Genomic DNA, 25,829 nt, shown 5'->3' with positions numbered 1-25,829 from the left:
AGCAAGGCCCGGGCATCCGCTCTACCGAGGGCGAGCGCCCCGGCGAAAGCTGTCGCGCGCGACCGCGCGGCGAGAGCCTAGAGCCCCCCGAACCCCGGCCCCGAGTCGTCACCGCGACGCTTGATGGCGAGAAAATTCTCGAGCTCGGCCGCGATCTCGTCGGCCGACGGCAACTCGCCGTCTTCGTCGGTCAGGGGCGAGCGCAGGCCCGCGTTCTGCATGTACGAATCGTGCCGCTCTTCGAGCGTTCCGACGAGCTTTTCGAGTTCGGAGTTCGAACCCACCTGCTGGTCGATCTTCGTCAAGAACTCACGACCCTCTTCGCGCAGCTTGTCGGTGGGAAAGATGAGTCCGGTCGCCGCACTGATGCACTCCAGCGCAGCGACGGCGGCAGAGGGATACTCGGTGTCGGCGAGGTAATGCGGAATGAGCAGCACGAACCCGGCGACCGGATGCCCGAGCTGCTGCAGGCGGTACTCCACGAGGTGCAGCGCATTCGAGGGCACCTGCGTGTGCGGCCGCCACACCGACATCGCGTCGGTCAGCTCGGTGCGGTTACCGCTCACCGTGACGCCCACCGTGCGGGTGTGCGGAACGGGCATCGGAATCGCGTGCACCCACGTCGTGGTCTTCACCTGGAACCGGTCGACCAGCTGCAGCACTGCCGCAGTGAACTGTTCCCAGCGGAAGTCGGGCTCAAAACCGTGCAAGAGCAAGAACTGCTGGCCGAGTTCATCGTTGACCAGGTACAGCCGCAGGGTCTGCGGCTGGTAGTCGGTGAGGTGGTCTTGATCGAAGTAGATGATCGGTCGGCGCGCCCGGTAGTCGAGCAGAATGTCGGCGTCGAACTCGGCGACGACCCGATTGTTCAGGGTGTCGAGAACGTATTCGCCGAACTGGCTCACAGCCGAGCCCGCGTCGGTGAACCCCGTCAGTGCGGCCACGAGCGGCAGACCATCGGGAATCTGGTCGACTTCGTCGGCCAATTCGTACAGCTCTGCCGGATCCTTCATACTTCCACTCTAATCTTCAGCGCCGTCACTCGAGCCCGGTCGGCTCATGCCCTCAGCGAACGAGCCCGGTGCGAACGGCTCTGTAGCATTAAGCGCATGAGCATCCCCGATATTTCCATCACGTCACTCGCCGCGTCAGAACTCGACACAGATGTACTCGTTCTGGGGGCGACGCGAGTGGATGACCGGGGCCGGCTTCTCGTTCCGCCGGGTTTCGACGCCGAGGTCGAGGCCGCCATAGAGAACATGTTCGAAGCGTTCGGATTCGGCGCCAAGAAAGACGAACTGGTTCGGCTGCCGGCTCCCGCGGGCATCCGTTCGCCCGTCGTCGTGGTGATCGGCTTCGGCACCGGTGACCCCAACTCGGAGTCGCTGCGCTTCGCCGCAGGCACCGCCGGGCGCCGGGTGCGAGGCCTGCCGAAGATGGGCATCGCCTTTCCCGCCACCGATGCGAACGAGGTGCGCGCGATTCTCGAGGGCGCTGCCATGGGCTCGTACAGCTATACGACCTATCGGGTGAAGTCGCTCGACGCGAAGCTGCTTGGCGCCCAGACGATCGCGCTGTCGACGACGCTGGCCGGCGACTCTGCGGCGAGTTCTGACGTGCACGCGGCCGTTTCGGCGGCCAGCGCAACGGCCCGCGCCGTGGCGCTCACGCGCGACCTGGTGAACGAGCCGGCACTCGATCTGTACCCGAGTTCGTTCGTCGACAAGGTGGTGTCGGCGGCAGACGGTGTTCCGGTGTCGCTCAAGGTCTGGAACGTCGACGAACTGGCCGAGGGCGGCTTCGGCGGCATTCTCGGCGTCGGTCAGGGCTCGACTCGTGGCCCGCGACTGGTTCGTGTGTCGTACGAGCCGAGCGGAGCCGCCAAGCACCTCGCCCTGGTCGGCAAGGGCATCACGTTCGACTCCGGCGGACTCTCGCTGAAGCCGCCCGCCTCGATGATCGGCATGAAGAACGACATGACAGGCGCCGCCACGGTTCTGGCGACGGTGCTGGCCGCGGCGTCTCTCGGCCTGAACGTTCGCGTGACGGCGTGGTTGTGCCTCGCCGAGAACATGCCGTCGGGTGCCGCGATCCGGCCCGGCGACGTGCTCAGCATCTACGGCGGTCGCACGGTCGAGGTGCTCAACACCGACGCCGAAGGGCGGCTCGTGCTGGCCGACGGTCTCGTGATCGCCAGCGAAGAGCATCCGGATGCCATCATCGACGTCGCCACCCTGACCGGAGCCCAGGTGACGGCGCTCGGCAACCGTTACGTCGGCACGATGGGCGACTCAGAACTCGTCGCCTCGGTGCTTGCGTCGGCGCGTGCCGTCGGCGAGACGCTCTGGCACATGCCCCTGCCGGCAGAACTGCGGCCGCTGCTGAACTCCGATATCGCCGACCTGCAGAACATGAAACCCGGAAACACGGCCGGCGGCATGCTCATCGCTGCGATCTTTCTGCGGGAGTTCGTGGGAGACAAGGCCGACGGATCCGGGCCGATCCCCTGGGCGCACCTCGACATCGCCGGGCCTGCCGTCAACGGCGGCGAAGGCTACGGCTACACCCCGAAGGGCCCGACCGGAGTCACCGTTCGCACGTTGCTCGATGTCGCCGAGAAGCTGGCGGCCGCACAGGCGTAGTAGGCTCTGATGGGCGAAAAAATAGCTCGCCGTCGAGATACCTGCTTGGCGCAGGGCCGTCTCACGATCGTCATGGCCTTACAAACGCCATGCAGCAGAATCTTCATGCATGAGGGAGTCTCGTAGTGTCGGAACAGAACTTTGATCTTGTCGTTCTGGGCGGCGGGAGCGGTGGCTACGCTGCTGCTCTGCGTGCCAGCCAGTTGGGCCTCAGCGTCGCGCTGATCGAGAAAGACAAACTGGGCGGCACCTGCCTGCACCGCGGCTGCATTCCGACCAAGGCGCTGCTGCATTCCGCCGAGGTCGCCGATGTGTCCCGCGAATCGGGCAAGTACGGCGTGAAGACAACGTTCGAGGGTATCGACATCGCCGCGGTCACCACGTACCGCGAGGGCATCGTCTCAAGCAAGTTCAAGGGTCTCGAGGGTCTCATCAACGCCCGCAAGATCACCGTCGTGCGGGGCGAAGGCAAGCTGGTCGGCCCCAAGACCGTTCAGGTCGGCGACGACCGTATCACCGGCACGAACGTCATCCTCGCCACCGGTTCGTACTCGCGCTCACTGCCCGGCCTCGAGCTCGGCGGCCGCGTCATCACGAGCCAAGAGGCCCTCGCGCTCGACTACATTCCGAAGAAGGTCGCCATTCTCGGCGGCGGCGTGATCGGCGTCGAGTTCGCCAGCGTCTGGAAGTCGTTCGGCGCCGACGTCTCGATCATCGAGGCGCTGCCGCACCTGGTTCCCAACGAAGAAGAGTCGATCAGCAAGCAGTTCGAGCGCGCGTACCGCAAGCGCGGCATCGAGTTCTCGCTCGGGGTGCGCTTTCAAGGCGTGACTCAGGATGACCGGGGTGTCGTCGTGACGCTCGAGAACGGCACCGTGATCGAGGCCGAGCTGCTGCTCGTCGCCGTCGGCCGCGGCCCCTCGACCGCCGGTCTCGGCTTCGAAGAGCAGGGTGTGACCATCGACCGCGGCTTCGTCATCACGAACGAGCGGCTCGAGACGAGCATCCCGGGTGTGTACGCCGTCGGCGACATCGTGCCCGGTCTGCAGCTGGCGCACCGCGGCTTTCAGCAGGGCATCTTCGTTGCAGAAGAGATCGCCGGGCTGAAGCCTCAGGTCGTCGAAGACGTCAACATTCCCAAGGTCACGTACTCAGACCCCGAGGTGGCGTCGGTGGGTTACACACAGGCCAAGGCCGCCGACAAGTTCGGCGCCGAGAACGTCTCGGCGTACGAGTACAACCTCGCCGGCAACGGCAAGAGCCACATCATCGGCACCACGGGGTCGGTGAAAGTCGTTCGTGTGAACGATGGGCCGGTCGTGGGCATCCACATGATCGGTGCTCGCGTCGGAGAACTCATCGGTGAGGGCCAGCTGATCGTCAACTGGGAGGCGTACCCCGAAGACGTCGCCTCGCTCATCCACGCGCACCCCACGCAGAACGAAGCCCTCGGCGAGGCACACCTTGCTCTCGCGGGCAAGCCGCTGCACGCAATCTAGATCTCGCTGTAGACCTAAAGTAGATATCAACAACTGAACTGTTTCTGAAGAGGAGACACACTGATGAGCGAATCCGTCAACCTTCCCGCACTCGGCGAGAGTGTAACCGAGGGAACGGTGACCCGCTGGCTCAAGAACGTCGGGGACCACGTCGAGGTCGACGAGCCCCTTCTCGAAGTGTCAACGGACAAAGTCGACACCGAGATCCCGTCGCCGGTCGCCGGGGTCATCGAGCAGATCCTGGTTCAAGAAGACGAGACCGTCGAGGTGGGTACGCCTCTGGTGACCATCGGCGATGGTTCGGGTGCGGCTGCCGCGCCCGAGGCTCCGGCTGCTGAGGCTCCCGCTGCTGAGGCTCCGGCTGCTGAGGCTCCGGCCGAGGCGCAGGTTCCCGACGCCGGTCCCGCCGTCGCCGAAGCACCCTCTGCCGACGCAGCCACTGAAGCGCAGGCGCCCGCTCCTGCTGCGCCGGAGCCTGCTCCGGTCGCCGCTGCGCCGGCACCCGTTGCTGCAGCACCGGCCCCCGCGGCTCCGCCGGCACCCGCTGCGGCACCCGCTCCTGCTGCGCCGGCACCCGCTGCCGCTCCGGCTCCTGTTGCCGCCGCGCCCGCAGCTGCTGCCCCCGCCGCCGCTGCAGCGAGCGACAGCTCGACCAGTAACTCCGGTTACGTCACTCCGCTCGTTCGTAAGCTCGCGCACGACAACAACATCGAGTTGTCGAGCGTCTCGGGCACCGGCGTCGGTGGTCGTATTCGCAAAGAAGACGTTCTCGCCGCCGTCGCCGCTCAGTCGGCCCCCGCAGCCTCGGCTCCGGCCGCTCCCGCGCCGCTCGAGGTCTCTCCGCTTCGCGGAACAACCGTTCCGATGTCGCGCCTGCGCAAGGTCGTCGCGGAACGCGCCGTCATCTCCATGCAGACCAGCGCACAGCTGACCTCCGTGGTCGAGGTCGACGTCACGAAGGTTGCGGCATTCCGCGACTCGGTGAAGGCGTCGTTCGCTGAGAAGACCGGAACGAAGCTCTCGTTCCTGCCGTTCTTCGCCCTCGCTGCCGCCGAGGCCCTCAAGGCCTACCCGATCGTCAACGCGACCATCGACGGAGACTCGATCGTCTACCCCGACCACGAGAACATCAGCATCGCGGTCGACACCGAGCGGGGCCTGCTCACTCCGGTCGTTCGCAACGCCGGCGAGCTCGACCTGGCTGGTTTCGCCAAGGAGATCGCCGATCTCGCTGCGCGCACCCGCGACAACAAGCTCAAGCCCGACGAACTCGGCGGCGGAACGTTCACGCTGACCAACACCGGTTCGCGCGGTGCGCTGTTCGACACACCGATCGTGTTCCTTCCGCAGGTCGCCATCCTCGGCACCGGAATCGTCACGAAGAAGCCCGTTGTCGTTACCGCTGACGGATCCGACGCCATCGCGATCCGCTCGACGGTGTACCTCGCCCTGAGCTACGATCACCGCATCGTCGATGGCGCCGACGCCGCCCGCTTCCTCGTCGCGGTCAAGAACCGCCTCGAGGCCGGCGACTTCGCCGCCAACCTCGGCATCTGACACCGCCACGGCCGCACCGTGCGGTCTGAATCGCGGAGTCTGAAGTTCGGATTCGACGCTCGAAGTCTGAGGCTCAGTAGCTGAACCCGCCAGGGCGCTCGCCTCACCCGGCGGGCACGAACACCGCACGAATCCTCCAGCCGGCCTCCCCCTTCACTAGAAGGGTGGAGGCCGGCTGTTTTTGCGCCACGCCCACCCCGTTTCGGCCACCGCTGCTCGCCTGGCCTGTCGTGTCAGACGCGTTGCCAATGCCGGCCCCATTCCCCGTCGAGAGAGTAGCTGACGGATCAGAAGCTGTCGAGGCACCCTCGGCACCCCCGGCACCCTCGCCACCGTCGGCACGCGAGACGCTCGAGGTCGGCGAGGCGCCGAGCACTGCTGACCCACTGGACGAGGTCGTGTGCGTGGCCGCCCAGAGAGACAGTTGCGGAACGGAGAGCGCCGCGAGTGGTGGCCGGGGTGTGACGGCCCCGGCGGGCTGCATCGGCGGATTGCTCAGCTGATTGCCCGGCGGAGCGGTCGGCTCGACGACCCAGACGCGTGCGACGGCCGCATCTCCGACTCGCTGAATGCCCGGGCCGTCGTCGTTACCGGCCACGCTATCGTTGCTCGCGGACGAGCCTGTAGCAACGGTGATCTGCGAGGGGTTCGAGCCTGTTCGCACCGCGTCGCCGAACTCCTGCTGGTCGGTCGCGAGTGCCGGGGACTGCGGCTGGTCGACCTCATCGAAACACACAGCGAACGCCTGGTGGAAGCAGCGGTCCCGTCGCAGAAGCAAAGCCGCAAGGGCTGCCGCTGGGTCGTCGCCGGAGATCGCTGCGACGACGTCGCTGTCTGAAACGTCGGCTACTGCACCACTGGACGTACCCGGATTGCCGACACCCATCGTGCTCGGTGGAGTGGGCGCGGAAGTCGCCGCGGGTGCGGAAACTCCTGGAGGCACCGAGGGCGCGGCCGTCGAGGGTACCGACGTCGAGGGTATCGACGTCGAGGGTCCGTCAGCCGCGGCAATGCTGGCCGGGGGTGCGTCCGCCGGAAGTGCGGCAGGTGACGGCGTGCCATTCGGGGACGTGCGAGGTGACGGCGCGCCACTCGGGGACGTGCCAGGTGACGGCGCGCCACTCGGGGACGTTCCAGGTGACGGCGTGCCACTCGGGGACGTGCCGGAAGGACGCACGCCGACAGGGTGTGAGCCGTCAGACGCCGCGGGGCGGGGCTGCTCCGCCGCCGCCGACGCCGCCGACGCCGAAAGGGAGTTCGATGTCGAGGTTGAGCTCGGTGGCGTCGAGCTCGGTGTCGCCACCAGCGCGCCGGTCACCGCAACAGCGCAGACGGTGGCAGCGATGCCGAGCGTCTTCAGGTGCACCGTGCTTCGCGAACCCGGCCAGAGCGGCACGCCACCAGCACTCCGTACGCGTGCGGAGGCGACGACGAGAGACCGAGGAAATGCGACGGCCATTCGCATCACGAGACCACTCACCCACCGCACGCGGGCACGCGGACTACGCGCAAGCAGCTGCCGCTCGACGTCGCTGCGAACCGCCGCGTCGACCTGCGCCAGAGCCTGCGAGGACTCTGCGCCCCAGTCATAGGGCACCAATGGATCGATCGCGCGCGCCTCGGCGAGTCTGAAGAGCTGCTGCTCTGCCTTGTGGAAGAACTGCGTAGTCAGCTCAGCCGTGCCGGTCACGAATCCAGCGGTCACGAAGCCGGGCACCAGCTCGGAGTCGAGCAGACAGCGCCCGAAGACCTCGCGGCTCAAGAGCACGAAGTCACGCACATCGTTGTCGAACGGAGGCATGACACCTGGCGCAGGGCGCGACCCGGCGTCACGCACGATGTCCGCCACGTCGTCACGCGTAACGTCACGCGCAACGCCCGCCACGTCGTCACGCGCAACGTCCGCCACATCGTCCGGCACAACCTCTGGCCCGGCAACGAGGCCGCCCCAGCCGACGAGCACGGGCGTGCCGCGCTCGTCGAAGAGAACGGCGCTCGCCCGCACGTCGCCGTGGGTAGCGCCCAGCGTATGGAGGCGAGCCAGCAGCTGCGCGAGAGGAACCAGAATGGTGACCGCCTCCCCCACGCGCAACCGTCGTCGCTCGAGCAGTGCCTGCAGCGACCCACAGCTCAGCCAGGGCGTCACGACGGCGAAGCCAGGCGCAAGGTCGACTTCGTCGAGAAACTCCGGGCAATGGGCGGATTCCAGGCGCTGCCACAGCCGCGCCCGCTCGAGCGCAGCCGGCGCGGCCTCGGGCGAGTAGACGCTGACGACGACGCGGTCGGCTTGGGGATGCGGACTGCCGCTGGGCGCCGCGAGATAGCGCGCGACCGAAGGCGCCGAGCCCCGCGTCGAGCGCCGCGTCGAACCAGGCGACGAAAATGGCGGCGAGAACGACCGCGAAACCGGTGGCGAACCCAGTACTGAACCCAGCACCGAATCCGGCGCCCAACCGGGCCCGGGCCCGAGAGTTTCGACCAGGTCGTAACCCGGAACAAGAGGCGACGCCGAGACGTCACGGCGGCGCACGGATTTGCGTGACGGGCGCCGAGCGCCCTGAGAGGTGGATGATCGACGGGAAGGTGAGCTGAGAGAGGTGAAGTGAGGCACCCGACCAGCGTCGCTCGCCAGCACCTTCGGCGGGCATCCGAGGTGCCGATCTGTGCAGAGTTCGCTCAGGGCCTGTGTTGTGGAGAACTTCGGCCCCAATCGGTGCCCTACCGAGGCGTTCAGCCGTCGGTCGACTCGGTACCATTGACGTATGGCACGCACCAAAGAGAAGACCCCGAAGAAGCCGAAAGAAGACGGCCGCCTCAAGCAGATGTGGCAGGTCTTGCAGATGACCCGCCGGTACGACAAGAACGTCGTGCCCCTGCTTCTGCTGAGCCTGCTCGGCCCGGTCGCGATCGGTCTGATCGTTGCGCTCATCATCGGCGACGGCAACGTCTTCACGATCGTGCTCTGCATCATCGCGGGTCTGCTCGCGGGCATCCTGGTCGCCCTCATGGTGCTCAGCCGCCGTGCCGAGACCGCCGCGTACGGTCAGATCGAAGGCCAGCCAGGAGCTGTCGGCGCCGTGCTGCGCAGCTCGCTCAAGCGCACCTGGCGCGGCAGCGAGATGCCCGTCGCGGTCAATGCAAAGACGCAAGACGCGGTCTACCGCGCAGTCGGGCGGGGCGGTGTCGTACTCATCGGCGAAGGCCCGAAGTCTCGAACGACCCGCATGCTCGAAGACGAGCGCCGCAAGGTGTTGCGTGTGCTGCCGAACGTTCCCGTGACGTTGCTCTTCGTCGGACCCGACGAAGACTCCATGAAGCTGCAGAAGATCTCTGGCAAGCTCGCTCGCATCAAGCCGACGCTCACCAAGCCCGAGGTTCTGGCCGTCGACAATCGCCTCACCTCCCTCGGAACAGCGAACCTGCCAATTCCGAAGGGCGTCGACCCCCTGAAGGCGCGCCCCCAGCGCGGGCGCTGAGAAACACGGGCGCAGAGCAACGCGGGCGCTGAGAAACACCGGCGCCGAGAACCAGCGCCCCGCCGCCGCACCGACTACCGCCTGACGAGCACCGTACCCGCGAACACATCGTGAAGCCCGCGCTGGTCTGAATCCCAGATGAGCGCCGGCACCGTCAGAATCAAGAAGAACGTGCGGATGATCGGCCGCCACCACCCCGCATACGTGCCGTTGACCTGCACCACCCGCAAGCCCAGCAGCAGGTGCCCGAAGCCGCCGCCGAGCAGCGTGATGAGCACGACCTGCTCGACGAAGAAGATGATGGTCGACGCCCAGGCGTTGCCGAAGAAGAACGCGGCGTAGATCACGAAGCAGATCACCCAGTCGAGGATGAGCGCGATCATCCGTCGCCCGGGTCGAGCGACCGACCCCCGACCCTCTTCAGGAAAACCGAGGCGTTCACCCGGCCATTCACTCGGCGCGGCCCCTGACCACCGTTTGGGGGGCACAGATGGAGACGTCGGCCCAGCAGCAGAATTCGGGTTGGTCACCCCGCGATTCTAAGGGAATCATCTGAGAACACGACCGTCACACTGCCGAAACATGCCCGCCACAGCCCCTCTCTATATTTGGCTCGTCGCATGTCGTTAATGATGCGAGTCAGAACCGCGCATAAGGGGTAAAAATGAGTGGAAACAGAGTCCGCCTGCAAGCGATCCGTGACGTCGAAGCCTATGTGCCACCGTCGGCCAGCTTCGAAGAGTCCGAGGCCCCGGGCCAGATCTTCGGCGAGAACGTGTTCAACAAGGTCGTCATGCAGAAGCGTCTGCCCAAGTCGGTCTACAAGTCGGTCATCGCGACCATCGATCACGGCGCGAAGCTCGACCCGCTGGTCGCCGACGCCGTCGCCAGCGCCATGAAGGACTGGGCACTCGAAAAGGGCGCGACCCACTACGCCCACGTGTTTTACCCGCTGACGGGCCTCACCGCTGAGAAGCACGACAGCTTTCTGGAGCCCGTCTCCGACGGCTCCGCCCTCGCCGAATTCGCCGGAAAGACGCTGACCCAGGGCGAGCCCGACGCCTCCAGCTTTCCGAACGGCGGTCTGCGCAACACGTTCGAAGCACGCGGCTACACCGCTTGGGATCCGACCAGCCCCGCCTACGTGCTCGAGAACCCGAACGGCAACACCCTGTGCATCCCCACCGTCTTCGTGTCGATGACCGGTGAGGCGCTCGACCACAAGACGCCTCTGCTGCGCAGCCAGCAGGCGATGGGCGAGCACGCCGAGCGCATTCTGAAGCTCTTCGGCCACACCGACCCCGAGCACGTGGTGTCGTTCTGCGGCCCCGAGCAAGAGTACTTTCTGGTCGACCGCCACTTCTTCTTGGCCCGCCCCGATCTGCTGAATGCCGGCCGCACCCTGTTCGGCGCCAAGCCGCCCAAGGGCCAGGAGTTCGACGACCACTACTTCGGCGCCATCCCCGAGCGTGTGCTCGGCTTCATGATGGACACCGAGCGTGAGCTGTTCAAGCTCGGAATTCCCGCCAAGACCCGTCACAACGAGGTCGCCCCCGGCCAGTTCGAGATCGCCCCGATGTTCGAGAAGGCCAACCTGGCGGCCGACCACCAGCAGCTGCTCATGACCACGTTCAAGACCATCGCGAAGAAGCACGGCATGGAGTGTCTGTTCCACGAGAAGCCGTTCGCCGGCGTCAACGGATCGGGTAAGCACGTCAACTTCTCGCTCGGCAACTCCGAGGTGGGCAGCGTGTTCGTGCCCGGCGACACCCCGCACGAGAACGCCCAGTTCCTGGTGTTCTGCGCCGCAGTCATTCGCGCAGTGCACCTGTACGCGGGCCTCCTGCGGGCATCCGTCGCCTCGGCCACGAACGACCACCGGCTCGGTGCGAACGAGGCTCCCCCGGCCATCATCTCGATATTCTTGGGCGACCAGCTGCAAGACGTGTTCGCTCAGATCGCCAAGGGTGCCGCCACCAGCTCGAAGGGCAAGGGCACCATGATCATCGGTGTCGACACCCTGCCCGTGCTGCCCACCGACCCCGGCGACCGCAACCGCACCAGCCCGTTCGCCTTCACCGGCAACCGCTTCGAGTTCCGCGCCCCCGGATCGATGCAGAGCGTCGCCGGCCCGATGACCACCATCAACACGATCATGGCGGATTCGCTCGACTACATGGCGACCATTCTCGAGAAGGCGGTCACCGACGGCGACAACTTCGACGAGGCTGTTCAGAAGCTGCTCACCGAGATCATCACCGAGCACGGCGCGGTGGTCTTCAACGGTGACGGCTACGCCGACTCCTGGCCGATCGAGGCCGAGAAGCGCGGGCTCGCCAACCTCAAGACGACTCTGGATGCCCTGCCAGAGCTCATCACCGAACCCGCCATGGCGCTGTTCGAGAAGTACAAGGTCTTCAACCACCGCGAGATGCACTCCCGCTACGAAATCGGTCTCGAGCAATACACGCTCACCATCGGTGTCGAGGCGCGCATCACTCTCGAGGTCGGAGCAACGTCGGTGCTGCCCGCCGCCGTTCGTTACCAGACCGAGCTCGCCGCCAACGTCGCCGCGCTGAAGGCCGCGGGCGTCGAGGCCGACACGGATGCCCTGCTCGCCGTTTCGGGCCCGATCGCCGATCTCAAGACCGGCCTCGCCGCTCTGAAAGCCGCTCTCGGTGAAGACGTCGGCCACTCGGCCCTCGCCGAAGCCGAGCACGCTCGCGAGTCACTGCTGCCCGCGATGCTGGCTGTGCGCGCCGCCGCCGACACGCTCGAAGAGCTCGTCGCCGACGACCTCTGGCCGCTGCCGACCTACCAGGAAATGCTGTTCATGCTCTAACGAGAGCGAGCCGCGGGGACGGCTTTCGCGCATACGCGCCAGCGGCCGGTGACCGGTCTTAACGAGCATCCATGTGTGGGTGGCTTCTGACCGGTCACCGCCTTCGGCGCGCCCGCCTGTAACATGCGCGAAACAATGGCGACACTGCGGGGTAATCGCTCGCCCGTAGGCTCAGGGTTAGTTGCGACTGCAACTGTTCACGTACCAAGCCATTTGGAGCCTCTCAAATGTTCAGTGATTCCTCCGAGGTGCTCAAGTTCATCAAGGACACCGATGTAAAGTTCCTTGATATTCGGTTCACCGATCTTCCCGGTGTTCAGCAGCACTTCAACATTCCCGCATCCACTGTCGACGAGGAGTTCTTCTCCGTCGGCCAGATGTTCGACGGATCATCCATTCGAGGCTTCGCCTCGATTCACGAGTCAGACATGCAGCTCATTCCTGACGTCTCGACCGCATACATCGACCCCTTCCGCGTCGAGCGCACCCTCATCATCATCTTCGACATCTACAACCCGCGAAACGGCGAGATCTACTCGCGCGACCCGCGCCAGGTTGCGCACAAAGCCGAGCGCTACCTCGCTTCCACCGGCATCGCCGACACCGCGTTCTTCGCCCCCGAGGCCGAGTTCTACATCTTCGACGACGTTCGTTACGAAGTGAAGCAGAACAAGAGCTTCTACTCCGTCGACTCGAGCGAAGGCGCCTGGAACTCGGGTCGCGAAGAAGAAGGCGGCAACCTCGCCAACAAGACGCCCTACAAGGGCGGCTACTTCCCCGTCTCCCCCGTCGATCAGCACGCCGACCTTCGTGACGACATCTCGCTGAAGCTCATCGACGCCGGACTCATCCTCGAGCGCGCCCACCACGAAGTGGGCACCGCAGGCCAGGGCGAGATCAACTACCGCTTCGACACCATGGTGCACGCGGCCGACGACATCTTGAAGTTCAAGTACATCGTGAAGAACACGGCCACCCAGTGGGGCAAGACGGCCACGTTCATGCCGAAGCCACTCTTCGGAGACAACGGATCGGGCATGCACACGCACCAGTCGCTGTGGAACGAGGGCTCCCCCTTGTTCTACGACGAGGCCGGCTACGGCGGGCTCAGCGACGTTGCACGCTGGTACATCGGCGGCCTGCTCAAGCACGCCCCCGCGGTTCTCGCGTTCACCAACCCCACGGTGAACTCGTACCACCGCCTCGTGCCGGGCTTCGAGGCTCCCGTGAACCTGGTCTACTCGGCCGGTAACCGCTCGGCGTCGGTGCGAATCCCCATCACGGGTACCAACCCGAAGGCGAAGCGCATCGAGTTCCGGGCTCCGGATGCCTCGGGCAACCCGTACCTCGCGTTCGCCGCCCAGCTCATGGCTGGCCTCGACGGCATCCAGAACCGCATCGAGCCGCACGAGCCCGTCGACAAAGACCTCTACGAGCTGCCGCCCGAAGAGGCCGCGAACATCCCCCAGGTGCCCGCGTCGCTCGAGGCCGCTCTTTTCGCGCTCGAAGCCGACCACGAGTTTCTCACCAAGGGCAACGTCTTCACGCCCGACCTGATCGAGACCTGGATCTCGTACAAGCGTGAGAACGAGATCAAGCCGATCGCCCAGCGCCCGCACCCCTTCGAGTTCGAGCTCTACTACGGCGTCTGAGCTGATGGTCGCGCCCGCCCCTGTCGGGCGCGACGTATAAAGCTCTGCGGAACCGCGCGCCGCGAGTCTGCAAAGCCTGAGCGAACGGGCCGCATCCTTCTGGGTGCGGCCCTTTTCGCGCGCGGGGCGGGAGGCGGAGTCGCTTCGGTCGGAGCTGACGCGCTATCCCGACGTATTGCGGGGATACCGCGTCAGCTCCGACGAATCTCCCCTCGGCGGCAGCAGTGGCGACGACGACAGCGGCGGCAGTGGCGGCAGTGGCGGCAGCGGCGGCAGTGGCGACAGTGGCGGCGGCTCAGCTCCACCGAAGTCCGCCGAGAGTCCGCGAGCCGAGCCTGCGGCACCGCCCGCAAAGGCGGATGCCGGCCCGCTTGCGGCCGCGGATGCAGCCCCGCTTGCGGCCGCGGCCGCAGCCTCAACCGTGAACGCAGCTTCCGCCACACGCCGCGCCTCCCCGACCCGTGACCGCGGCCAGTTGTGTTTGCCGTGCGCCACCAGGTCGAGAACCAGCGCCTCGACTCGGCCCCACCCGAACATGGCTTGCGCGTAGGTGAGACGTATGACGAAGTAACCGCGTTCGTGCAGAATCAGGTCGCGGCGCCGGTCTTCGGCGAATGCCTCGGGCGATGAATGCCACTCCTTGCCGTCGAGTTCGACGACGAGCCGCTCCCCGATGAGCAGGTCGACATGACCGACGCCTTTGATCTGCGCTTGGGGGCGATACGGAATGCGACGGGCGCGTAGCCGCAACCTGGCGATCGTCTCGAGACCCGACTGCGCACTCGCATCGGTGAGCCGGATGATCGCGCAATGTCGCTTGTCGATGAATCCCGCCACCTGTTCCAGGTTCTGCTTGCTCGTCAGCCCGAGGTTCATCGCGCTGTCACAGAGAGAAACGGCGTAATCGCGCGGCTGACACGAGATGGCGTGCATCAGCGCGACATCGACGGGATCGGTGTGCCAGTGCGGTCGCGGGTGGTGTGCCGAATGCGTTCCGTGGAGCTTCACTCCCTGCACGGCGGCGTTCGTCAGCGCGACCGAGCGGTTATCGGGTGACGCCAGGTGGTTGGCATGTCGGTTCACGCGTACGTGAAGCAGATCATCCGCAACGCACCACACCCCGAGTTCTCGCAGCGCAGACACGCAGGTCAGGCTCCCGCCGACTCGAACGGCCCTGACGGCAGAGGGTGGTGCGTTCGCCGTCGCCACCCAGCCGCGACGAATGCGCGTGAGGCGCCCGTTGTCGACGGCACGCTCCGTCTGTTTGGCGGTGAATCCGGATGCCCGGAGCCGACCGAGGTTGGTGATGCCGCCGAATGACCCGACGACGTCTTCGATATTCATTGCAACAGTCTCGCCAATACGGATCGCGCGGGCGTCACTCGGGGCAGCAACTGTGGAGAACCGTTGGAACTCGTAATTGGGGAGAACGGTCGGGAAAGTGACCACCCGTCCACGTATTGCAGGGAGAACGGTCGGACGAGAGACCACATGGCTTCGTATTGCGGGGATGCGGCGTCAGCTCCGACGGTTCTCCCACCGCGGCGCCGGGCTCGGCTGACGGGGGCTCGGCCGGTGGGCTCTCAGCTGACGGGGGCTCGGCCGGTGGGCTCTCAGCCGACGGGGGCGCAGCTGGCGGAGAATCAGCCGACGGGGCCCGACCACGACCAGTGCGGCACGGGGACGGTGTCGGGGACATCGGCGGCGGCATCAGGATGCTCGGCCAGGGCATGGGTCGACCACCGGAAGTAATCGGCCAAGGTCGTGCGCAGTAGCTCGTCGGTGATTCCGACGTCGTCGAGTGCAGTGACGAAGCAGGCGATCGCACGGTCATCCATTTCGGTGTGGATGCCGTTGCCGGAGTGCAGCACCACGACGTGCTGCTGGTTCGCCATCGTTTCGGTATACACCGGCGGGCCGCCGAGCGCCTCACCCCAATAGGCGGTCAAGCGTTCGAGGTGGTCGGGGTGCTGGCCCGGGTGGCTGAAGGCGTGGCTGACGACCTCGTCGGCGAGACAGCGACGGTGCCACGCCTGCGCGAGAGCGCGCACCGACTCCGAACCGCCCATCGCGTCGTAGATCGAAGTCGTCACCCGCATAGTTTGACGCCGGGCACGTGCCAGGGTCAAGACTGCGCGCTTGGCGCGATAGTCGGCTCAGCTGTGCGCGATAACGCGGGGCGAACGAGCGCGGCGCCAGCGCGACGGTCGGCTCAGCGAGGCGCGATAACACGAGTCGCACCAACGCGGCGCCAGCGCGACGGTCGGCTCAGCGAGGCGCGATAACGCGCGACGATCGGCTCAGCGGTGCGCGACAACGCGGGGCGAACGAGCGCCGTGTCAGCGCGACGGTTGGCTCAGCGAAGCGCCCACCCTACAACGGGCCGGACGAGGCTTCAGCGCGACGATCGGCTCAGCGAAGCGCCCGCCCTACAACGGGGCGAACGAGCGCGGCGTCAGCGCGACAGCGCCACGATCGCCAGCACGCTCGTCGCGGCGAGAAGCACGAGCACGAGGCTGATACGCACGGCCAGGTTGCCCGAGAACCGCCGCCACGGCGTCGTCAGCTCCGGTCGCTCGAACGGTTTGGACGCCATACTGCATGCTATTCGGGAGGCAGCCCTCTCGGAGCGCCTGGGCAGCAGATGGCGAATAGTCGACCCTATCGTGTCGCCAGATGACGCATGCGCCAGAAGACAAGTTCGTCAGACGACGCATTCGCCAGACGACGCACGCGTCAGACGACGCACTCGGGAGTTGCCGCTACTGCTGGTTTTCGGTGAGCGTGACGCCGTACGAGCGCTCGGCGGTGTTGAAGAACGTGTCGCGGTCGCGCACGATGGCCTGGGGCGGCAGTTGCTCTGAGCGGGTGTGGGCCGCGGTGGTGCGGCGAACGGCGGTGCCGATGGCGAGAAACTCGATGAGGCCGCCGCCGAGGTCGTAGACGTAGGTCTTGATGCCGATGACGTCGTCGGCGCCGACGGCGGTGGCCTGCTGACGCACCTTGCCGAGCGACTCTTCGCGGGCGCCGTAGATGAGCTGGGTGAGCTCGTTGATCTCGCCCTTCACGAAGTTCTTGAAGGCCGAGGTGATGCCGCCGACGAAGCCGAGCGAGTAGACAGAGGTGCCCATCACGAGCTTCATCGGGGCGTAGCCGATGCGGGCCAGGCTCCACATCTCTTCGGCGGTGAGGTCGCTCGTGACCACACCCATCGCGGCCAGCGCGGGGTCGGAGATGTCGTGCCGCGAGGCGGTGCCCACCATGAGCATCTCCTGAACGGCGGCGCCGCCGAACGGCAGGATGTTCGTGGTGATGCCGACCACGGCGTTCGCCCCGACCGACCGTGCTTCGTCGACGATGCGCTGCAGGGCGAGGTTGCGGGTCTGGGCGAACAGGTCGCTGTATTGCGTCACCTCACCCCGCGCCATCTGCTTGAACGCGCCGGTGATGCCTCGGCCTACCCCGATGGAGTAGGCCACGTTTCCCATCACGAACGAGACGGGCTCGTAGCCGGCATCGACTTGGCAGAACAGCTCTTGGCCGTCGCTCGCTGAGGTGAAGGCGGTGGCGGGCACCCCGACCTTCTGGTGCAGCGTCGATGCGACCGACAGGAACTCGATGTTCTGCGAGTGAAAGATGAGCTCGGTGGTCACACTGGTGGCGCCGTGCCCGGCGTGCTGCTGCATCTCGCCGATGAGACGCTGCATGGAGAGGTGCCGGCCCTGCGTGATCATCTCGGTGATGGCGGTGATCTCCCCACCGACCATGCCGCGGAACCCCGCGCTCATCGACCCGAGAAACCCGCGCGAGAAGACGCTGTTGCCCACCAGCAGATTGCCCGGGTGGTACCCCAGCAGGTCGATGCAGTACATCTCGTTGCCACTCAGCCCGCTCAGCACGGATTGACGCACCGGCGCCGGATCAGTCATGTCAACCTCTTTCGAATGTGTATTCGAGTATACCTCAGTTAGAGATCCCCGTAAAAATCCCGCTCGAAGATCGCCCGCGCCCGCCGCGTCACCGCGAGATAGTCCTCTTCGAGCGCCGTCGCCGACCCCGGCGGGTACTCCATGAGGCGTGCGACGCCTTCGAGCTGACGGCGGTCGAGCGGCAGCACGTCGGCGGTGCGGTTGGTCCAGAGCGTCATGCACGAGCGCGCGCGGGAGGCGAAGATCCACGCCTCGCGCAACCGGTCGGCGTCGGCCGGATCGACGTAGCCCGCCGCCACTTCGGCGGCCAGAGCATCCAGTGTCGACGTCGTCTGGAACGACGGATGATCGTGGCCGTGCTCGAGCTGAAGCAGCTGCACATACCACTCCACATCGCTGAGCGAGCCGCGCCCGAGCTTGAGGTGCCGCGCCGGGTCGGCGCCCTGCGGCAGCCGTTCGTTCTCGACCCGGGCCTTCAGCCGCTTCACCTCGCGCACCTCTTGAGCCGTGATCGCCGCAGGGTATCGCACCTCATCGGCGAGGGCCTCGAAGTCCCGGATGAGCGACTCGTCGCCCGCGACACCGGATGCGCGCAGCAGCGCCTGCGCCTCCCAGGTGAGCGACCAGCGCTCGTAGTACGCCCGGTACGAGTCGAGCGACCGCACCACGATGCCGTTCTTGCCCTCGGGCCGCAGATCGATGTCGAGTTCGAGCGGCAGCCGACGGTCTTCGGTCAGCCGCACCAGTTCGTTGACGATGAAACGGGCGACGGACTGTGCCGTCTCCTGGCTCACGGTACGAGCCCGGTAGACGTACATCACGTCGGTGTCGGAGCCGAAGCCGATTTCGCGGCCACCGTACCGGCCCATGCCGATCACTGCGAATTCGATGCCGTCACCGTTGGCAAGCGCCGCCGACTGGCGGATCACGCCGAGGGTTCCGCGCAAGAACACGGTGGTGACGTCGGTGAGGGCCCGCGCGAGGTCTTGCACGTCGATCAATTCGAGTACAGAGGCGAGCGCCAGCCGCAGCACCTCGCGCCGGCGAGCCGTTCGCAGCGCGGCCGCGGCGGCATCCGGAGTGTCGTGCCGGCCGATGATAGCCTGCGTCTCGAGCGAGAGCGTCTCGAACGAACGAGGTCTGAGGTCGCTGTCGTTCTCGAGCCAGGCGGCCGACTCGGGGATGCGCTCGAGCAGCTCGGCCGCGAATCGTGAGCCCGAGAGCACCTGCGTCAGCCGAGACGCGGCCCCCGACGAGTCGCGCAGCATGCGCAGGTACCAGTACGTCTCCCCCAGCGTGTCGCTCAACCGGCGGAACGCCAGCAGACCGAAATCGGGGTCGGCGCCGTTCGCGAACCACTGCAGCATCACGGGCAGCAGGTGCCGCTGAATGGCGGCGCGGCGCGAAACCCCCGCCGTCATCGCCGCGATGTGGCCGAGAGCGCCGCGAGGGTCTTGAAAGCCGATGGCCGCGAGGCGCGCGACGGCCTGCTCGCTCGTCAGCCCGAGCTCGTCGGTGCCGAGCGCCGCAACCGCGGCGAGCAGGGGCCGGTAGAACAGCCGCTCGTGCAAGGTGCGCACGCGCACCTTGATGTCGTTCCACAGCTCGAGCAGGGCCGGCGCACTCGGTGCAAGCTCGGTGGCGCGAGCCAGCACGCGCTGCTCGAACTCGTCCCGCGGCACGAGATGGGTTCGGCGAAGCCGCCGCAACTGCAGGCGGTGCTCCATCAGCCGCAACACGCGGTAGTCGTGCGAGAAGTCGTGCGCCTCGACGCGCCCGATGTACCCCTGGTCAGCCAGGGCCGCCAGCGCTTCGAGCGTGGCCGCCTGCCGCACCAGCGGGTCGTTCTGGCCGTGCACGAGCTGCAACAACTGCACCGTGAACTCGACGTCGCGCAGGCCGCCGGGGCCGAGTTTCAGCTGGTAGTCGATCTCGTCGGCCGGAATGTTGTCGGTGACCCGGTGCCGCATCACCTGCACCGACTCGACGAACCCGTCGCGTGCCGCGCTGCTCCACACCAGCGGGCGCACGGCCTGCACGTAACGCTCGCCCAGCTCGAGGTCGCCCGCCAGCGGTCTGGCCTTGAGCAGGGCCTGAAACTCCCAGTTCTTCGCCCAACGGTCGTAGTAGGCGATATGCGACTCGAGCGACCGAACGAGCGCGCCCGCTTTGCCCTCGGGCCGCAGGTTCGGGTCGACCTCCCAGAGCGGCGGCTCCATCGCCGTCTCCATGATGCCGTGCATCGTGAGCATGGCCAGAGCCGTGGCGATGTCGATGGCACGAGCCGTCGAGAGCCCCTCGGCTTCGCAGCCCTCGGCGACGTAGATCACATCGACGTCGCTGACGTAGTTGAGCTCTTGCGCGCCGGCTTTTCCCATGCCGATGATGGCCAGCCGTGTCGCCGCCACCTCCTCCCGTGCGAAGAACCAGCGGCTCTGCCCGCGAGTGGATGCCCGTGCCCGAGCACAGGCCAGCGACGCGTCGAGCGCGGCAGAGGCCAGGTCGGCGAGCGTATCGGCGATGAGTCCGATTCCGGCCACCGGGTCACGCTGCTCGAGGTCGAACGCCGTGATCTGCGCGAGGATGCGGCGGTACCGCACGCGAAGCAGCGTCCAGGCGCCTTCGCCGGCGATGGTGGCGAAACCGTCGACGCTGCCGACCGAGTTGAGCAGGGCATCCTGCAGCTCGCTCAGCGTGGGCAGCGTGGCGACGCGCGATTCGAGTGCGGTGAGTTCTTCGGGGTGCCGCAGAAAGAAGTCGCCGAATCCGCTCGACATGCCGACCACCCGCAGCAGCCGTGTGCGCGAGGGCTCCTGCTGCAGCAGCTCGACGGTCGGCGTCGCGGGGAGGCGAAGCAGTTTGACGAGGTAGTCCAGCGCCTGGTCGGGGTCAGCGGTGAGCTGCAGCGACGCGAGCAGCTCGGGCAGGCCGACCTGCCCGAGGTCGGCAGCGATCTCGAGCTCGGTCTGCGCGCGGGTGAGTTCAGAGAACCCCACCCGAGCGAGCTCGGTGAGGGTTGTCTGTTCGCGTGTCATCGTCGACGTTTCATACTGCTGCGCAGCGGATGCTCGGCCGACGGATGCCCGCTGCGGCCCTCGAGCACCCAGTCTCTACAGCATCTCCAGGTTGCTCTTCAGCTCGAACGGGGTCACCTGGTCGCGGTAGGCCGCCCACTCCTGACGCTTGTTGAGCAGCACGTAGTTGAAGACGTGCTCGCCCAGCGTCTCTGCGACGAGCTCGGAACGTTCCATCTCGACGATGGCCGCGTCGAGGCTCGCCGGCAGCGCGCTGTAGCCGAGGGCCTTGCGCTCGGAGTCGCTGAGCGCCCAGACGTTGTCTTCGGCCTCGGGCGGCAGCTCGTAGCCCTCTTCGATGCCCTTGAGCCCGGCCGCCAGCAGCAGCGAGTAGGCGAGGTACGGGTTGGCTGCCGAGTCGATGGCGCGGTATTCGATGCGCGAACTCTGGCCCTTGTTCGGCTTGTACAGCGGAACGCGAACCAGCGCCGAGCGGTTGTTGTGGCCCCAGCAGACGAAGCTCGGAGCCTCGTCGCCGCCCCAGAGCCGCTTGTAGGAGTTCACGAACTGGTTCGTGACGGCCGTGATCTCGGGCGCGTGCTTCAGCAGGCCGGCGATGAACTGCCGGCCGATCTTCGAGAGCTGGTATTCGGCCCCCGCCTCGAAGAACGCGTTTGCGTCGCCCTCGAAGAGCGAGAGGTGGGTGTGCATGCCCGATCCGGGCTGACCCGAGAGCGGCTTCGGCATGAACGTGGCGTACACGCCCTGCTCGATGGCGACCTCTTTGATGACCGTGCGGAACGTCATGATGTTGTCGGCGGTGGTCAGCGCGTCGGCGTAGCGCAGGTCGATCTCGTTCTGACCGGGGCCGGCCTCGTGGTGGCTGAACTCCACCGAGATGCCGAGGTCTTCGAGCATGCGTACCGACCGGCGCCGGAAGTCGTGCGCCGTGCCACCGGGAACGTTGTCGAAGTAGCCCGCCTTGTCGACCGGCTCGGGGCCGTCGGGGCCGTACTGCGACGATTTGAGCAGGTAGAACTCGACTTCGGGGTGCGTGTAGAACGAGAAGCCGCGGTCGCCGGCCTTGGCGAGCGTGCGCTTCAGAACGTTGCGCGGGTCGGCCACAGCTGGCTGCCCGTCGGGCGTCGTGATGTCGCAGAACATGCGTGCGGTGGGGTCGATCTCCCCCCGCCACGGAAGAATCTGAAAAGTGGTGGGGTCTGGATGCGCCAGCACATCGGCCTCGAACGACCGCGTGAGCCCCTCGATGGCCGACCCGTCGAAACCGAGCCCCTCGGCGAAGGCACCCTCGACCTCGGCCGGCGCGATGGCGACCGACTTGAGGGTACCGATCACATCGGTGAACCAGAGCCTGACGAACTTGACGCCGCGCTCTTCAATGGTGCGAAGAACGAAGTCACGCTGCTTATCCATCGACGGTGAGTACCTCTTTCTGGCGAGTGGTGCTGCCGCTATTAGGCTAGTGGCTATGCCGAGACTTCGCTTAGCGCTGGCCCAAACCAACCCCATTGTCGGAGACCTCGAAGGCAACTCGCGAGGCATCGTCGCCGCGGTGCGGCGCGCACGGGATGCCGGAGCCGACCTCGTAGCGTTCGGTGAGATGGCGCTCTCCGGGTACCCGATCGAAGACCTGGCGTCACGGCCGTCTTTTCTTGCCGCCTGCCGCCGCCGGGCATCCGCTCTGGCCGCGGAGCTCGGTGAGGCGGGGCTCGGCGACGTGGTGGTGGTGGTCGGGCATCCTGACGGCCCGTTCGAGCCGCGCCGGTTCACCACCAGCAACGCACCGACGGCGATCGCCCAGAACGTCGCCAGTGTCATGCAGAACGGCGAAGTGGTGGCTCGGTACGCCAAGCACCACCTGCCGAACTACTCGGTGTTCGATGAGTACCGCATCTTCATTCCCGGTGACGAGCTGCTCGTGCTGCGCATGCGGGGGGTGGATGTTGCGCTCATCATCTGCGAAGACATGTGGCAAGACGGGGGGCCCGTCAACCGGGTGGCGTCGGCCGACGCCGGGCTGCTGCTGGTGATCAACGCCTCGCCGTACGAGCGCGACAAGAACGAGGTGCGGCTGCCGCTGGTGACGCGGCGGGCTGTGGAGAACGACACCTGCGTCGCCTATGTGAACATCGTGGGCGGTCAGGATGATCTGCTCTTCGATGGCGACAGCGTCGTCGTCGACCGGTCGGGCCAGATCGTCGCGCGCGCACCGCAGTTCGTGCCGCATCTGCTCGTGGTCGACCTCGACCTCGAGGATGCCACGGAGCACGAGCTGCCCGCGGATGTCGCGCTGGTGGAGCTTGCCGCGCCCACCGCCGAGAGCGCCGCGCCCGCAGCGATCACTTCGGATATCGCCGTGGTGCCCGAGGAGCTCGAGCAGATCTGGAACGCTCTCGTGCTGGGGCTCGGCGATTACGTGCGTAAGAACGGCTTTCAGTCGGTCATCCTCGGGCTCTCCGGCGGCATCGACTCGTCGGTGGTCGCGTCGCTGGCGGCCGACGCCATCGGGGCGTCGAAGGTGTACGGTGTGTCGATGCCGAGCCGGTGGTCGTCGGATCACTCGCGCTCCGATGCCGATGACCTCGCAGAACGAATCGGGGTGCACTACGAGACGCAAGCCATCGCCGACCTCGTGACTCCCGTCGAAGACCAGCTGCAGCTCGACGGCATCGCGGCCGAGAATCTGCAGGCGCGCATCCGGGGCATCATTCTGATGGGGCTGTCGAACCAGAAGGGCCACCTCGTACTGACGACGGGCAACAAGAGCGAGCTCGCCGTGGGCTACTCGACGATCTACGGAGACTCGGTGGGGGGTTTTGCTCCACTGAAAGACGTTCCGAAGATGCTGGTGTGGGAGCTGGCGCGCTGGCGCAACCTGTTCGCAGAACGCCGTGGGGAAACGCCGCCCATCCCCGAGAACTCGATCTCCAAACCCCCCTCGGCCGAGTTGCGCCCCGACCAGACCGACCAGGATTCGTTGCCCGAATACGAGGTGCTCGACGCTCTGCTCGAGGAGTACATCAACGGCGGACTCGGGCGCACCGAGCTCGTCGAGCGCGGCTTCGATGCCGAGACGGTCGACCGCATCGTCTCGCTCGTGGACCACTCGGAGTGGAAACGCCGCCAGTCGGCGATCGGCACCAAGATCTCCCGCACGGCCTTCGGCCGCGACCGTCGCCTGCCCATCACCTACCGCCCCACCGACGTCAGCTGACACCGGCGAGAGCGACACGTGCGGACGAGAGCGACCGCCTCGGCGCCTCATCTCGTCCGGAAGGGTCGCGGTCGCGGATGGGTAGGATAGGGGCATGACGGAGCAGTCCCCTCGCAAGCGCGTGAGAACGCGGCACTTTCAAATAGCGAAGGAGAACGGAACACCGATCGTCGGCCTCACCAGCTACGACCAGCTCTCGGCCGCCATCTTCGACGCCGCCGATATCGACTTTCTGCTGGTGGGTGATTCCGCGGGAAACAACGTGTTCGGCAACGAGACCACGCTCGCTGTGACGGTCGATCAGCTCATTCCGCTGGCGCGAGCTGTCGCCGGCGCCGCCTCGCGCGCACTGGTCGTCGGAGATATGCCGTTCGGTTCATATGAGGGCGGCCCCGACGATGCGCTGCACACCGCCGTACGCTTCATGAAAGAGGCGAATGTGCACGCCGTCAAGCTCGAGGGCGGCGTGCGCAGCGCGCCGCAGATCCGGCGCATCGTCGACTCGGGCATCCCGGTGATGGCGCACATCGGCTTCACGCCGCAGAGCGAGCACGGGCTGGGCGGGCACATCATTCAGGGCCGTGGTGAGGGCGCCGAGCAGTTGCTCGCCGACGCGCACGCGGTCGAGGATGCGGGGGCGTTCGCGGTGGTGCTCGAGATGGTGCCGAGTTCCGTTGCGAAACGGGTCACCGAAGAACTGCGCATCCCGACCATCTCGGTGGGCGCCGGGCCCGATTGCGACGGGCAGCTGCTCGTCTGGACCGACTTCGCCGGCTTCTCGCAGGGCCGCGTGCCGCGCTTCGTGAAGCAGTACGCGAACCTCACCCAGGTACTGACCGACGCGGTCACCGCGTTCCGCGCCGATGTGGCGTCAGGTGCGTACCCCGCTCCCGAGCACGAATTCGAAGGATGAGCCGCAATCGCACGGCCGCCGGGGCACGAGTGCTCATCACCGGTGCGGGCAGCGGCATGGGGCTGCTCTACGCCGAACGAGCGGTGGCCGAAGGCGCCGCAGACGTCGTGCTGTGGGATCGCAACGCCGACAAGATCGAAGCGTTGGCCGAGCGGCTGAACGCACAGCCCGGGCAAACTCGCGTGCATCCGTACCGCATCGACGTGTCTGACCCCGAGAGCATCGCCGGCGCCGCCGAGCGGGTGCTCGCCGAGGTCGGCGTGCCCGACGTACTCATCAACAACGCGGGCATCGTGCGCGGCAAGTACTTCTGGCAGCACGACACCGTCGACGACACCATCGAGACCATGAAGATCAACGCGCTGGGGCCGATGATCGTGACGCGAGCGTTTCTGCCCGCCATGATCGAGAGCCCCCGCCCGAGTCGCATCGTGAACATCGCCTCGGCGGCCGGCATGATCTCGAACCCCCGGATGAGCGTCTACGCCGCCTCGAAGTGGGCCGTCATCGGCTGGAGCGACTCGGTTCGCCTCGAGCTGACGCAGCAGGGCCACGGTCACGTCAAGGTCACCACGGTGGCCCCGAGCTACATCTCGACGGGCATGTTCGAGGGCGCGAAGGGCCCGGTGATGACACCGATCATGACGCCCGAGTACGTGGTCGATCGCGTCTGGAGGGCCATGCTCGCCGGCAAGCCGCTCCTGCTGCTGCCGAAGAGCGTGCACATCGCGAAGGTCGCGAAGGGCCTGCTGCCGACCGTCATCTGGGACAAGATGGCCGACAACGTGTTCGGGCTCTACTCCACCATGAGCGACTTCACCGGCCGAGAGGGCAAGAACTAGTCGTTCGCGGCGTCTTCTTCGGCCCACTTCGCCGAGTTGGCGCGCAGCGTCTCGAGAGCGTGCTCGGCCTCGAGCTTGGTCTCGAACGGGCCCACACGCTCGGGTGCCGGTGACACGTAACCGAACTCCACCGCGCCGGTGTTGATGTTGTACCAGTACTGCTTCGACGGGTCGCCCGACATGTGTTTCTCCTTGGCAGAAGCGTCGCACCGGCAGTCATCGCCGGAG

19 protein-coding genes are annotated in these 25,829 nt (G+C 66.5%); 9 read left to right on the top strand and 10 right to left on the bottom strand.

Annotated elements, in window-relative coordinates:
* Positions 1 to 77: 77 nt before the first annotated feature.
* Entirely contained in the window at positions 78 to 1,013 is a 936-nt protein-coding gene (locus tag LQ955_RS05505) for a proteasome assembly chaperone family protein (protein ID WP_231027187.1), read from the bottom strand.
* 96 nt (positions 1,014 to 1,109) lie between these two features.
* Here LQ955_RS05505 and LQ955_RS05500 point away from each other — a divergent pair, with 96 nt between their 5' ends.
* The 3 genes from LQ955_RS05500 (at position 1,110) to sucB (ending at position 5,698) form a co-directional block, all read left to right on the top strand.
* Positions 1,110 to 2,642, top strand: a complete 1,533-nt coding sequence (locus tag LQ955_RS05500; protein ID WP_231027186.1) for a leucyl aminopeptidase — start codon at positions 1,110 to 1,112, stop codon at positions 2,640 to 2,642.
* Between the two features lie 125 nt (positions 2,643 to 2,767).
* Positions 2,768 to 4,141, top strand: a complete 1,374-nt coding sequence (gene lpdA, locus LQ955_RS05495) for a dihydrolipoyl dehydrogenase (RefSeq protein WP_231027185.1) — start codon at positions 2,768 to 2,770, stop codon at positions 4,139 to 4,141.
* Positions 4,142 to 4,204: 63 nt separating this feature from the next.
* Positions 4,205 to 5,698, top strand: a complete 1,494-nt coding sequence (gene sucB, locus LQ955_RS05490) for a 2-oxoglutarate dehydrogenase, E2 component, dihydrolipoamide succinyltransferase (RefSeq protein WP_231027184.1) — start codon at positions 4,205 to 4,207, stop codon at positions 5,696 to 5,698.
* A 103-nt stretch (positions 5,699 to 5,801) separates the two neighbouring features.
* On the opposite strand, the gene LQ955_RS05485 is transcribed toward sucB, so the two are convergent.
* Positions 5,802 to 8,309, bottom strand: coding sequence for a hypothetical protein (locus LQ955_RS05485; RefSeq protein ID WP_231027183.1), 2,508 nt, complete (start codon positions 8,307 to 8,309; stop codon positions 5,802 to 5,804).
* A gap of 151 nt (positions 8,310 to 8,460) precedes the next feature.
* Between LQ955_RS05485 and LQ955_RS05480 the strand changes: the two genes are divergently transcribed.
* On the top strand, positions 8,461 to 9,174 hold the full coding sequence (locus LQ955_RS05480) for a DUF4191 domain-containing protein (protein ID WP_231027182.1): 714 nt from the start codon (positions 8,461 to 8,463) through the stop codon (positions 9,172 to 9,174).
* A 74-nt stretch (positions 9,175 to 9,248) separates the two neighbouring features.
* On the opposite strand, the gene LQ955_RS05475 is transcribed toward LQ955_RS05480, so the two are convergent.
* Positions 9,249 to 9,704 (bottom strand): RDD family protein, encoded by a 456-nt coding sequence (locus LQ955_RS05475; RefSeq protein WP_313788388.1) that lies wholly within the window; start codon positions 9,702 to 9,704, stop codon positions 9,249 to 9,251.
* A 134-nt stretch (positions 9,705 to 9,838) separates the two neighbouring features.
* Here LQ955_RS05475 and LQ955_RS05470 point away from each other — a divergent pair, with 134 nt between their 5' ends.
* Both LQ955_RS05470 and glnA read left to right on the top strand, forming a co-directional pair.
* A complete protein-coding gene (locus LQ955_RS05470; RefSeq protein ID WP_231027181.1) occupies positions 9,839 to 12,016 on the top strand; it encodes a glutamine synthetase III family protein in 2,178 nt (725 codons plus the stop codon).
* Between the two features lie 227 nt (positions 12,017 to 12,243).
* Positions 12,244 to 13,668: a type I glutamate--ammonia ligase gene (gene glnA / locus LQ955_RS05465; RefSeq protein WP_231027180.1), complete on the top strand. Its 1,425-nt coding sequence runs from the start codon at positions 12,244 to 12,246 to the stop codon at positions 13,666 to 13,668.
* Between the two features lie 162 nt (positions 13,669 to 13,830).
* Here the strand turns inward: glnA and LQ955_RS05460 are convergent, their stop codons facing one another.
* The 6 genes from LQ955_RS05460 to LQ955_RS05435 all read right to left on the bottom strand — a co-directional run bounded on the left by LQ955_RS05460 (position 13,831) and on the right by LQ955_RS05435 (position 22,045).
* Positions 13,831 to 15,012 (bottom strand): endonuclease domain-containing protein, encoded by a 1,182-nt coding sequence (locus tag LQ955_RS05460; protein ID WP_231027179.1) that lies wholly within the window; start codon positions 15,010 to 15,012, stop codon positions 13,831 to 13,833.
* 299 nt (positions 15,013 to 15,311) lie between these two features.
* Positions 15,312 to 15,761: a group II truncated hemoglobin gene (locus LQ955_RS05455; protein ID WP_231027178.1), complete on the bottom strand. Its 450-nt coding sequence runs from the start codon at positions 15,759 to 15,761 to the stop codon at positions 15,312 to 15,314.
* Between the two features lie 362 nt (positions 15,762 to 16,123).
* Positions 16,124 to 16,264: a hypothetical protein gene (locus LQ955_RS05450; protein WP_231027177.1), complete on the bottom strand. Its 141-nt coding sequence runs from the start codon at positions 16,262 to 16,264 to the stop codon at positions 16,124 to 16,126.
* A gap of 166 nt (positions 16,265 to 16,430) precedes the next feature.
* Positions 16,431 to 17,597 carry a heavy metal-binding domain-containing protein gene (locus LQ955_RS05445; protein WP_231027176.1) on the bottom strand — a complete coding sequence of 389 codons (1,167 nt, stop codon included), beginning with the start codon at positions 17,595 to 17,597 and terminating at the stop codon, positions 16,431 to 16,433.
* A gap of 38 nt (positions 17,598 to 17,635) precedes the next feature.
* Complete coding sequence (locus tag LQ955_RS05440; protein WP_231027175.1) at positions 17,636 to 20,632, bottom strand: bifunctional [glutamine synthetase] adenylyltransferase/[glutamine synthetase]-adenylyl-L-tyrosine phosphorylase; 2,997 nt, start codon at positions 20,630 to 20,632, stop codon at positions 17,636 to 17,638.
* A gap of 75 nt (positions 20,633 to 20,707) precedes the next feature.
* The gene (locus tag LQ955_RS05435) at positions 20,708 to 22,045 is read right to left on the bottom strand and encodes a glutamine synthetase family protein (RefSeq protein WP_231027174.1); all 1,338 of its coding nucleotides are present in this window, start codon (positions 22,043 to 22,045) and stop codon (positions 20,708 to 20,710) included.
* Between the two features lie 55 nt (positions 22,046 to 22,100).
* Between LQ955_RS05435 and LQ955_RS05430 the strand changes: the two genes are divergently transcribed.
* The 3 genes from LQ955_RS05430 to LQ955_RS05420 all read left to right on the top strand — a co-directional run bounded on the left by LQ955_RS05430 (position 22,101) and on the right by LQ955_RS05420 (position 25,601).
* On the top strand, positions 22,101 to 23,846 hold the full coding sequence (locus LQ955_RS05430; protein WP_231027173.1) for an NAD+ synthase: 1,746 nt from the start codon (positions 22,101 to 22,103) through the stop codon (positions 23,844 to 23,846).
* Positions 23,847 to 23,940: 94 nt separating this feature from the next.
* Positions 23,941 to 24,759 (top strand): 3-methyl-2-oxobutanoate hydroxymethyltransferase, encoded by an 819-nt coding sequence (panB, locus tag LQ955_RS05425; protein ID WP_231027172.1) that lies wholly within the window; start codon positions 23,941 to 23,943, stop codon positions 24,757 to 24,759.
* Complete coding sequence (locus tag LQ955_RS05420) at positions 24,756 to 25,601, top strand: SDR family oxidoreductase (protein ID WP_231027171.1); 846 nt, start codon at positions 24,756 to 24,758, stop codon at positions 25,599 to 25,601. Before panB ends, LQ955_RS05420 begins: the two co-directional genes overlap by 4 nt.
* Here the strand turns inward: LQ955_RS05420 and LQ955_RS05415 are convergent.
* Complete coding sequence (locus tag LQ955_RS05415; protein ID WP_231027170.1) at positions 25,598 to 25,783, bottom strand: SPOR domain-containing protein; 186 nt, start codon at positions 25,781 to 25,783, stop codon at positions 25,598 to 25,600. The genes LQ955_RS05420 and LQ955_RS05415 overlap by 4 nt on opposite strands.
* Positions 25,784 to 25,829: the final 46 nt, after the last annotated feature.

Origin of the sequence: Subtercola endophyticus, assembly GCF_021044565.1 — a bacterium.
Taxonomy (GTDB): Bacteria; Actinomycetota; Actinomycetes; order Actinomycetales; family Microbacteriaceae; genus Subtercola; species Subtercola endophyticus.
This window is presented reverse-complemented; position numbering and strand designations above follow the sequence as displayed.

What these genes read in the sequence shown, in the direction of transcription:
- LQ955_RS05505 (WP_231027187.1), bottom strand. Translation starts at nt 1,013, where the DNA reads ATGAAGGATCCGGCAGAGCTGTACGAATTGGCCGACGAAGTCGACCAG.
- LQ955_RS05500 (WP_231027186.1), top strand. Translation starts at nt 1,110, where the DNA reads ATGAGCATCCCCGATATTTCCATCACGTCACTCGCCGCGTCAGAACTC.
- sucB (WP_231027184.1), top strand. Translation starts at nt 4,205, where the DNA reads ATGAGCGAATCCGTCAACCTTCCCGCACTCGGCGAGAGTGTAACCGAG.
- LQ955_RS05480 (WP_231027182.1), top strand. Translation starts at nt 8,461, where the DNA reads ATGGCACGCACCAAAGAGAAGACCCCGAAGAAGCCGAAAGAAGACGGC.
- LQ955_RS05470 (WP_231027181.1), top strand. Translation starts at nt 9,839, where the DNA reads ATGAGTGGAAACAGAGTCCGCCTGCAAGCGATCCGTGACGTCGAAGCC.
- glnA (WP_231027180.1), top strand. Translation starts at nt 12,244, where the DNA reads ATGTTCAGTGATTCCTCCGAGGTGCTCAAGTTCATCAAGGACACCGAT.
- LQ955_RS05460 (WP_231027179.1), bottom strand. Translation starts at nt 15,012, where the DNA reads ATGAATATCGAAGACGTCGTCGGGTCATTCGGCGGCATCACCAACCTC.
- LQ955_RS05450 (WP_231027177.1), bottom strand. Translation starts at nt 16,264, where the DNA reads ATGGCGTCCAAACCGTTCGAGCGACCGGAGCTGACGACGCCGTGGCGG.
- LQ955_RS05445 (WP_231027176.1), bottom strand. Translation starts at nt 17,597, where the DNA reads ATGACTGATCCGGCGCCGGTGCGTCAATCCGTGCTGAGCGGGCTGAGT.
- LQ955_RS05440 (WP_231027175.1), bottom strand. Translation starts at nt 20,632, where the DNA reads ATGACACGCGAACAGACAACCCTCACCGAGCTCGCTCGGGTGGGGTTC.
- LQ955_RS05435 (WP_231027174.1), bottom strand. Translation starts at nt 22,045, where the DNA reads ATGGATAAGCAGCGTGACTTCGTTCTTCGCACCATTGAAGAGCGCGGC.
- LQ955_RS05430 (WP_231027173.1), top strand. Translation starts at nt 22,101, where the DNA reads ATGCCGAGACTTCGCTTAGCGCTGGCCCAAACCAACCCCATTGTCGGA.
- panB (WP_231027172.1), top strand. Translation starts at nt 23,941, where the DNA reads ATGACGGAGCAGTCCCCTCGCAAGCGCGTGAGAACGCGGCACTTTCAA.
- LQ955_RS05420 (WP_231027171.1), top strand. Translation starts at nt 24,756, where the DNA reads ATGAGCCGCAATCGCACGGCCGCCGGGGCACGAGTGCTCATCACCGGT.
- LQ955_RS05415 (WP_231027170.1), bottom strand. Translation starts at nt 25,783, where the DNA reads ATGTCGGGCGACCCGTCGAAGCAGTACTGGTACAACATCAACACCGGC.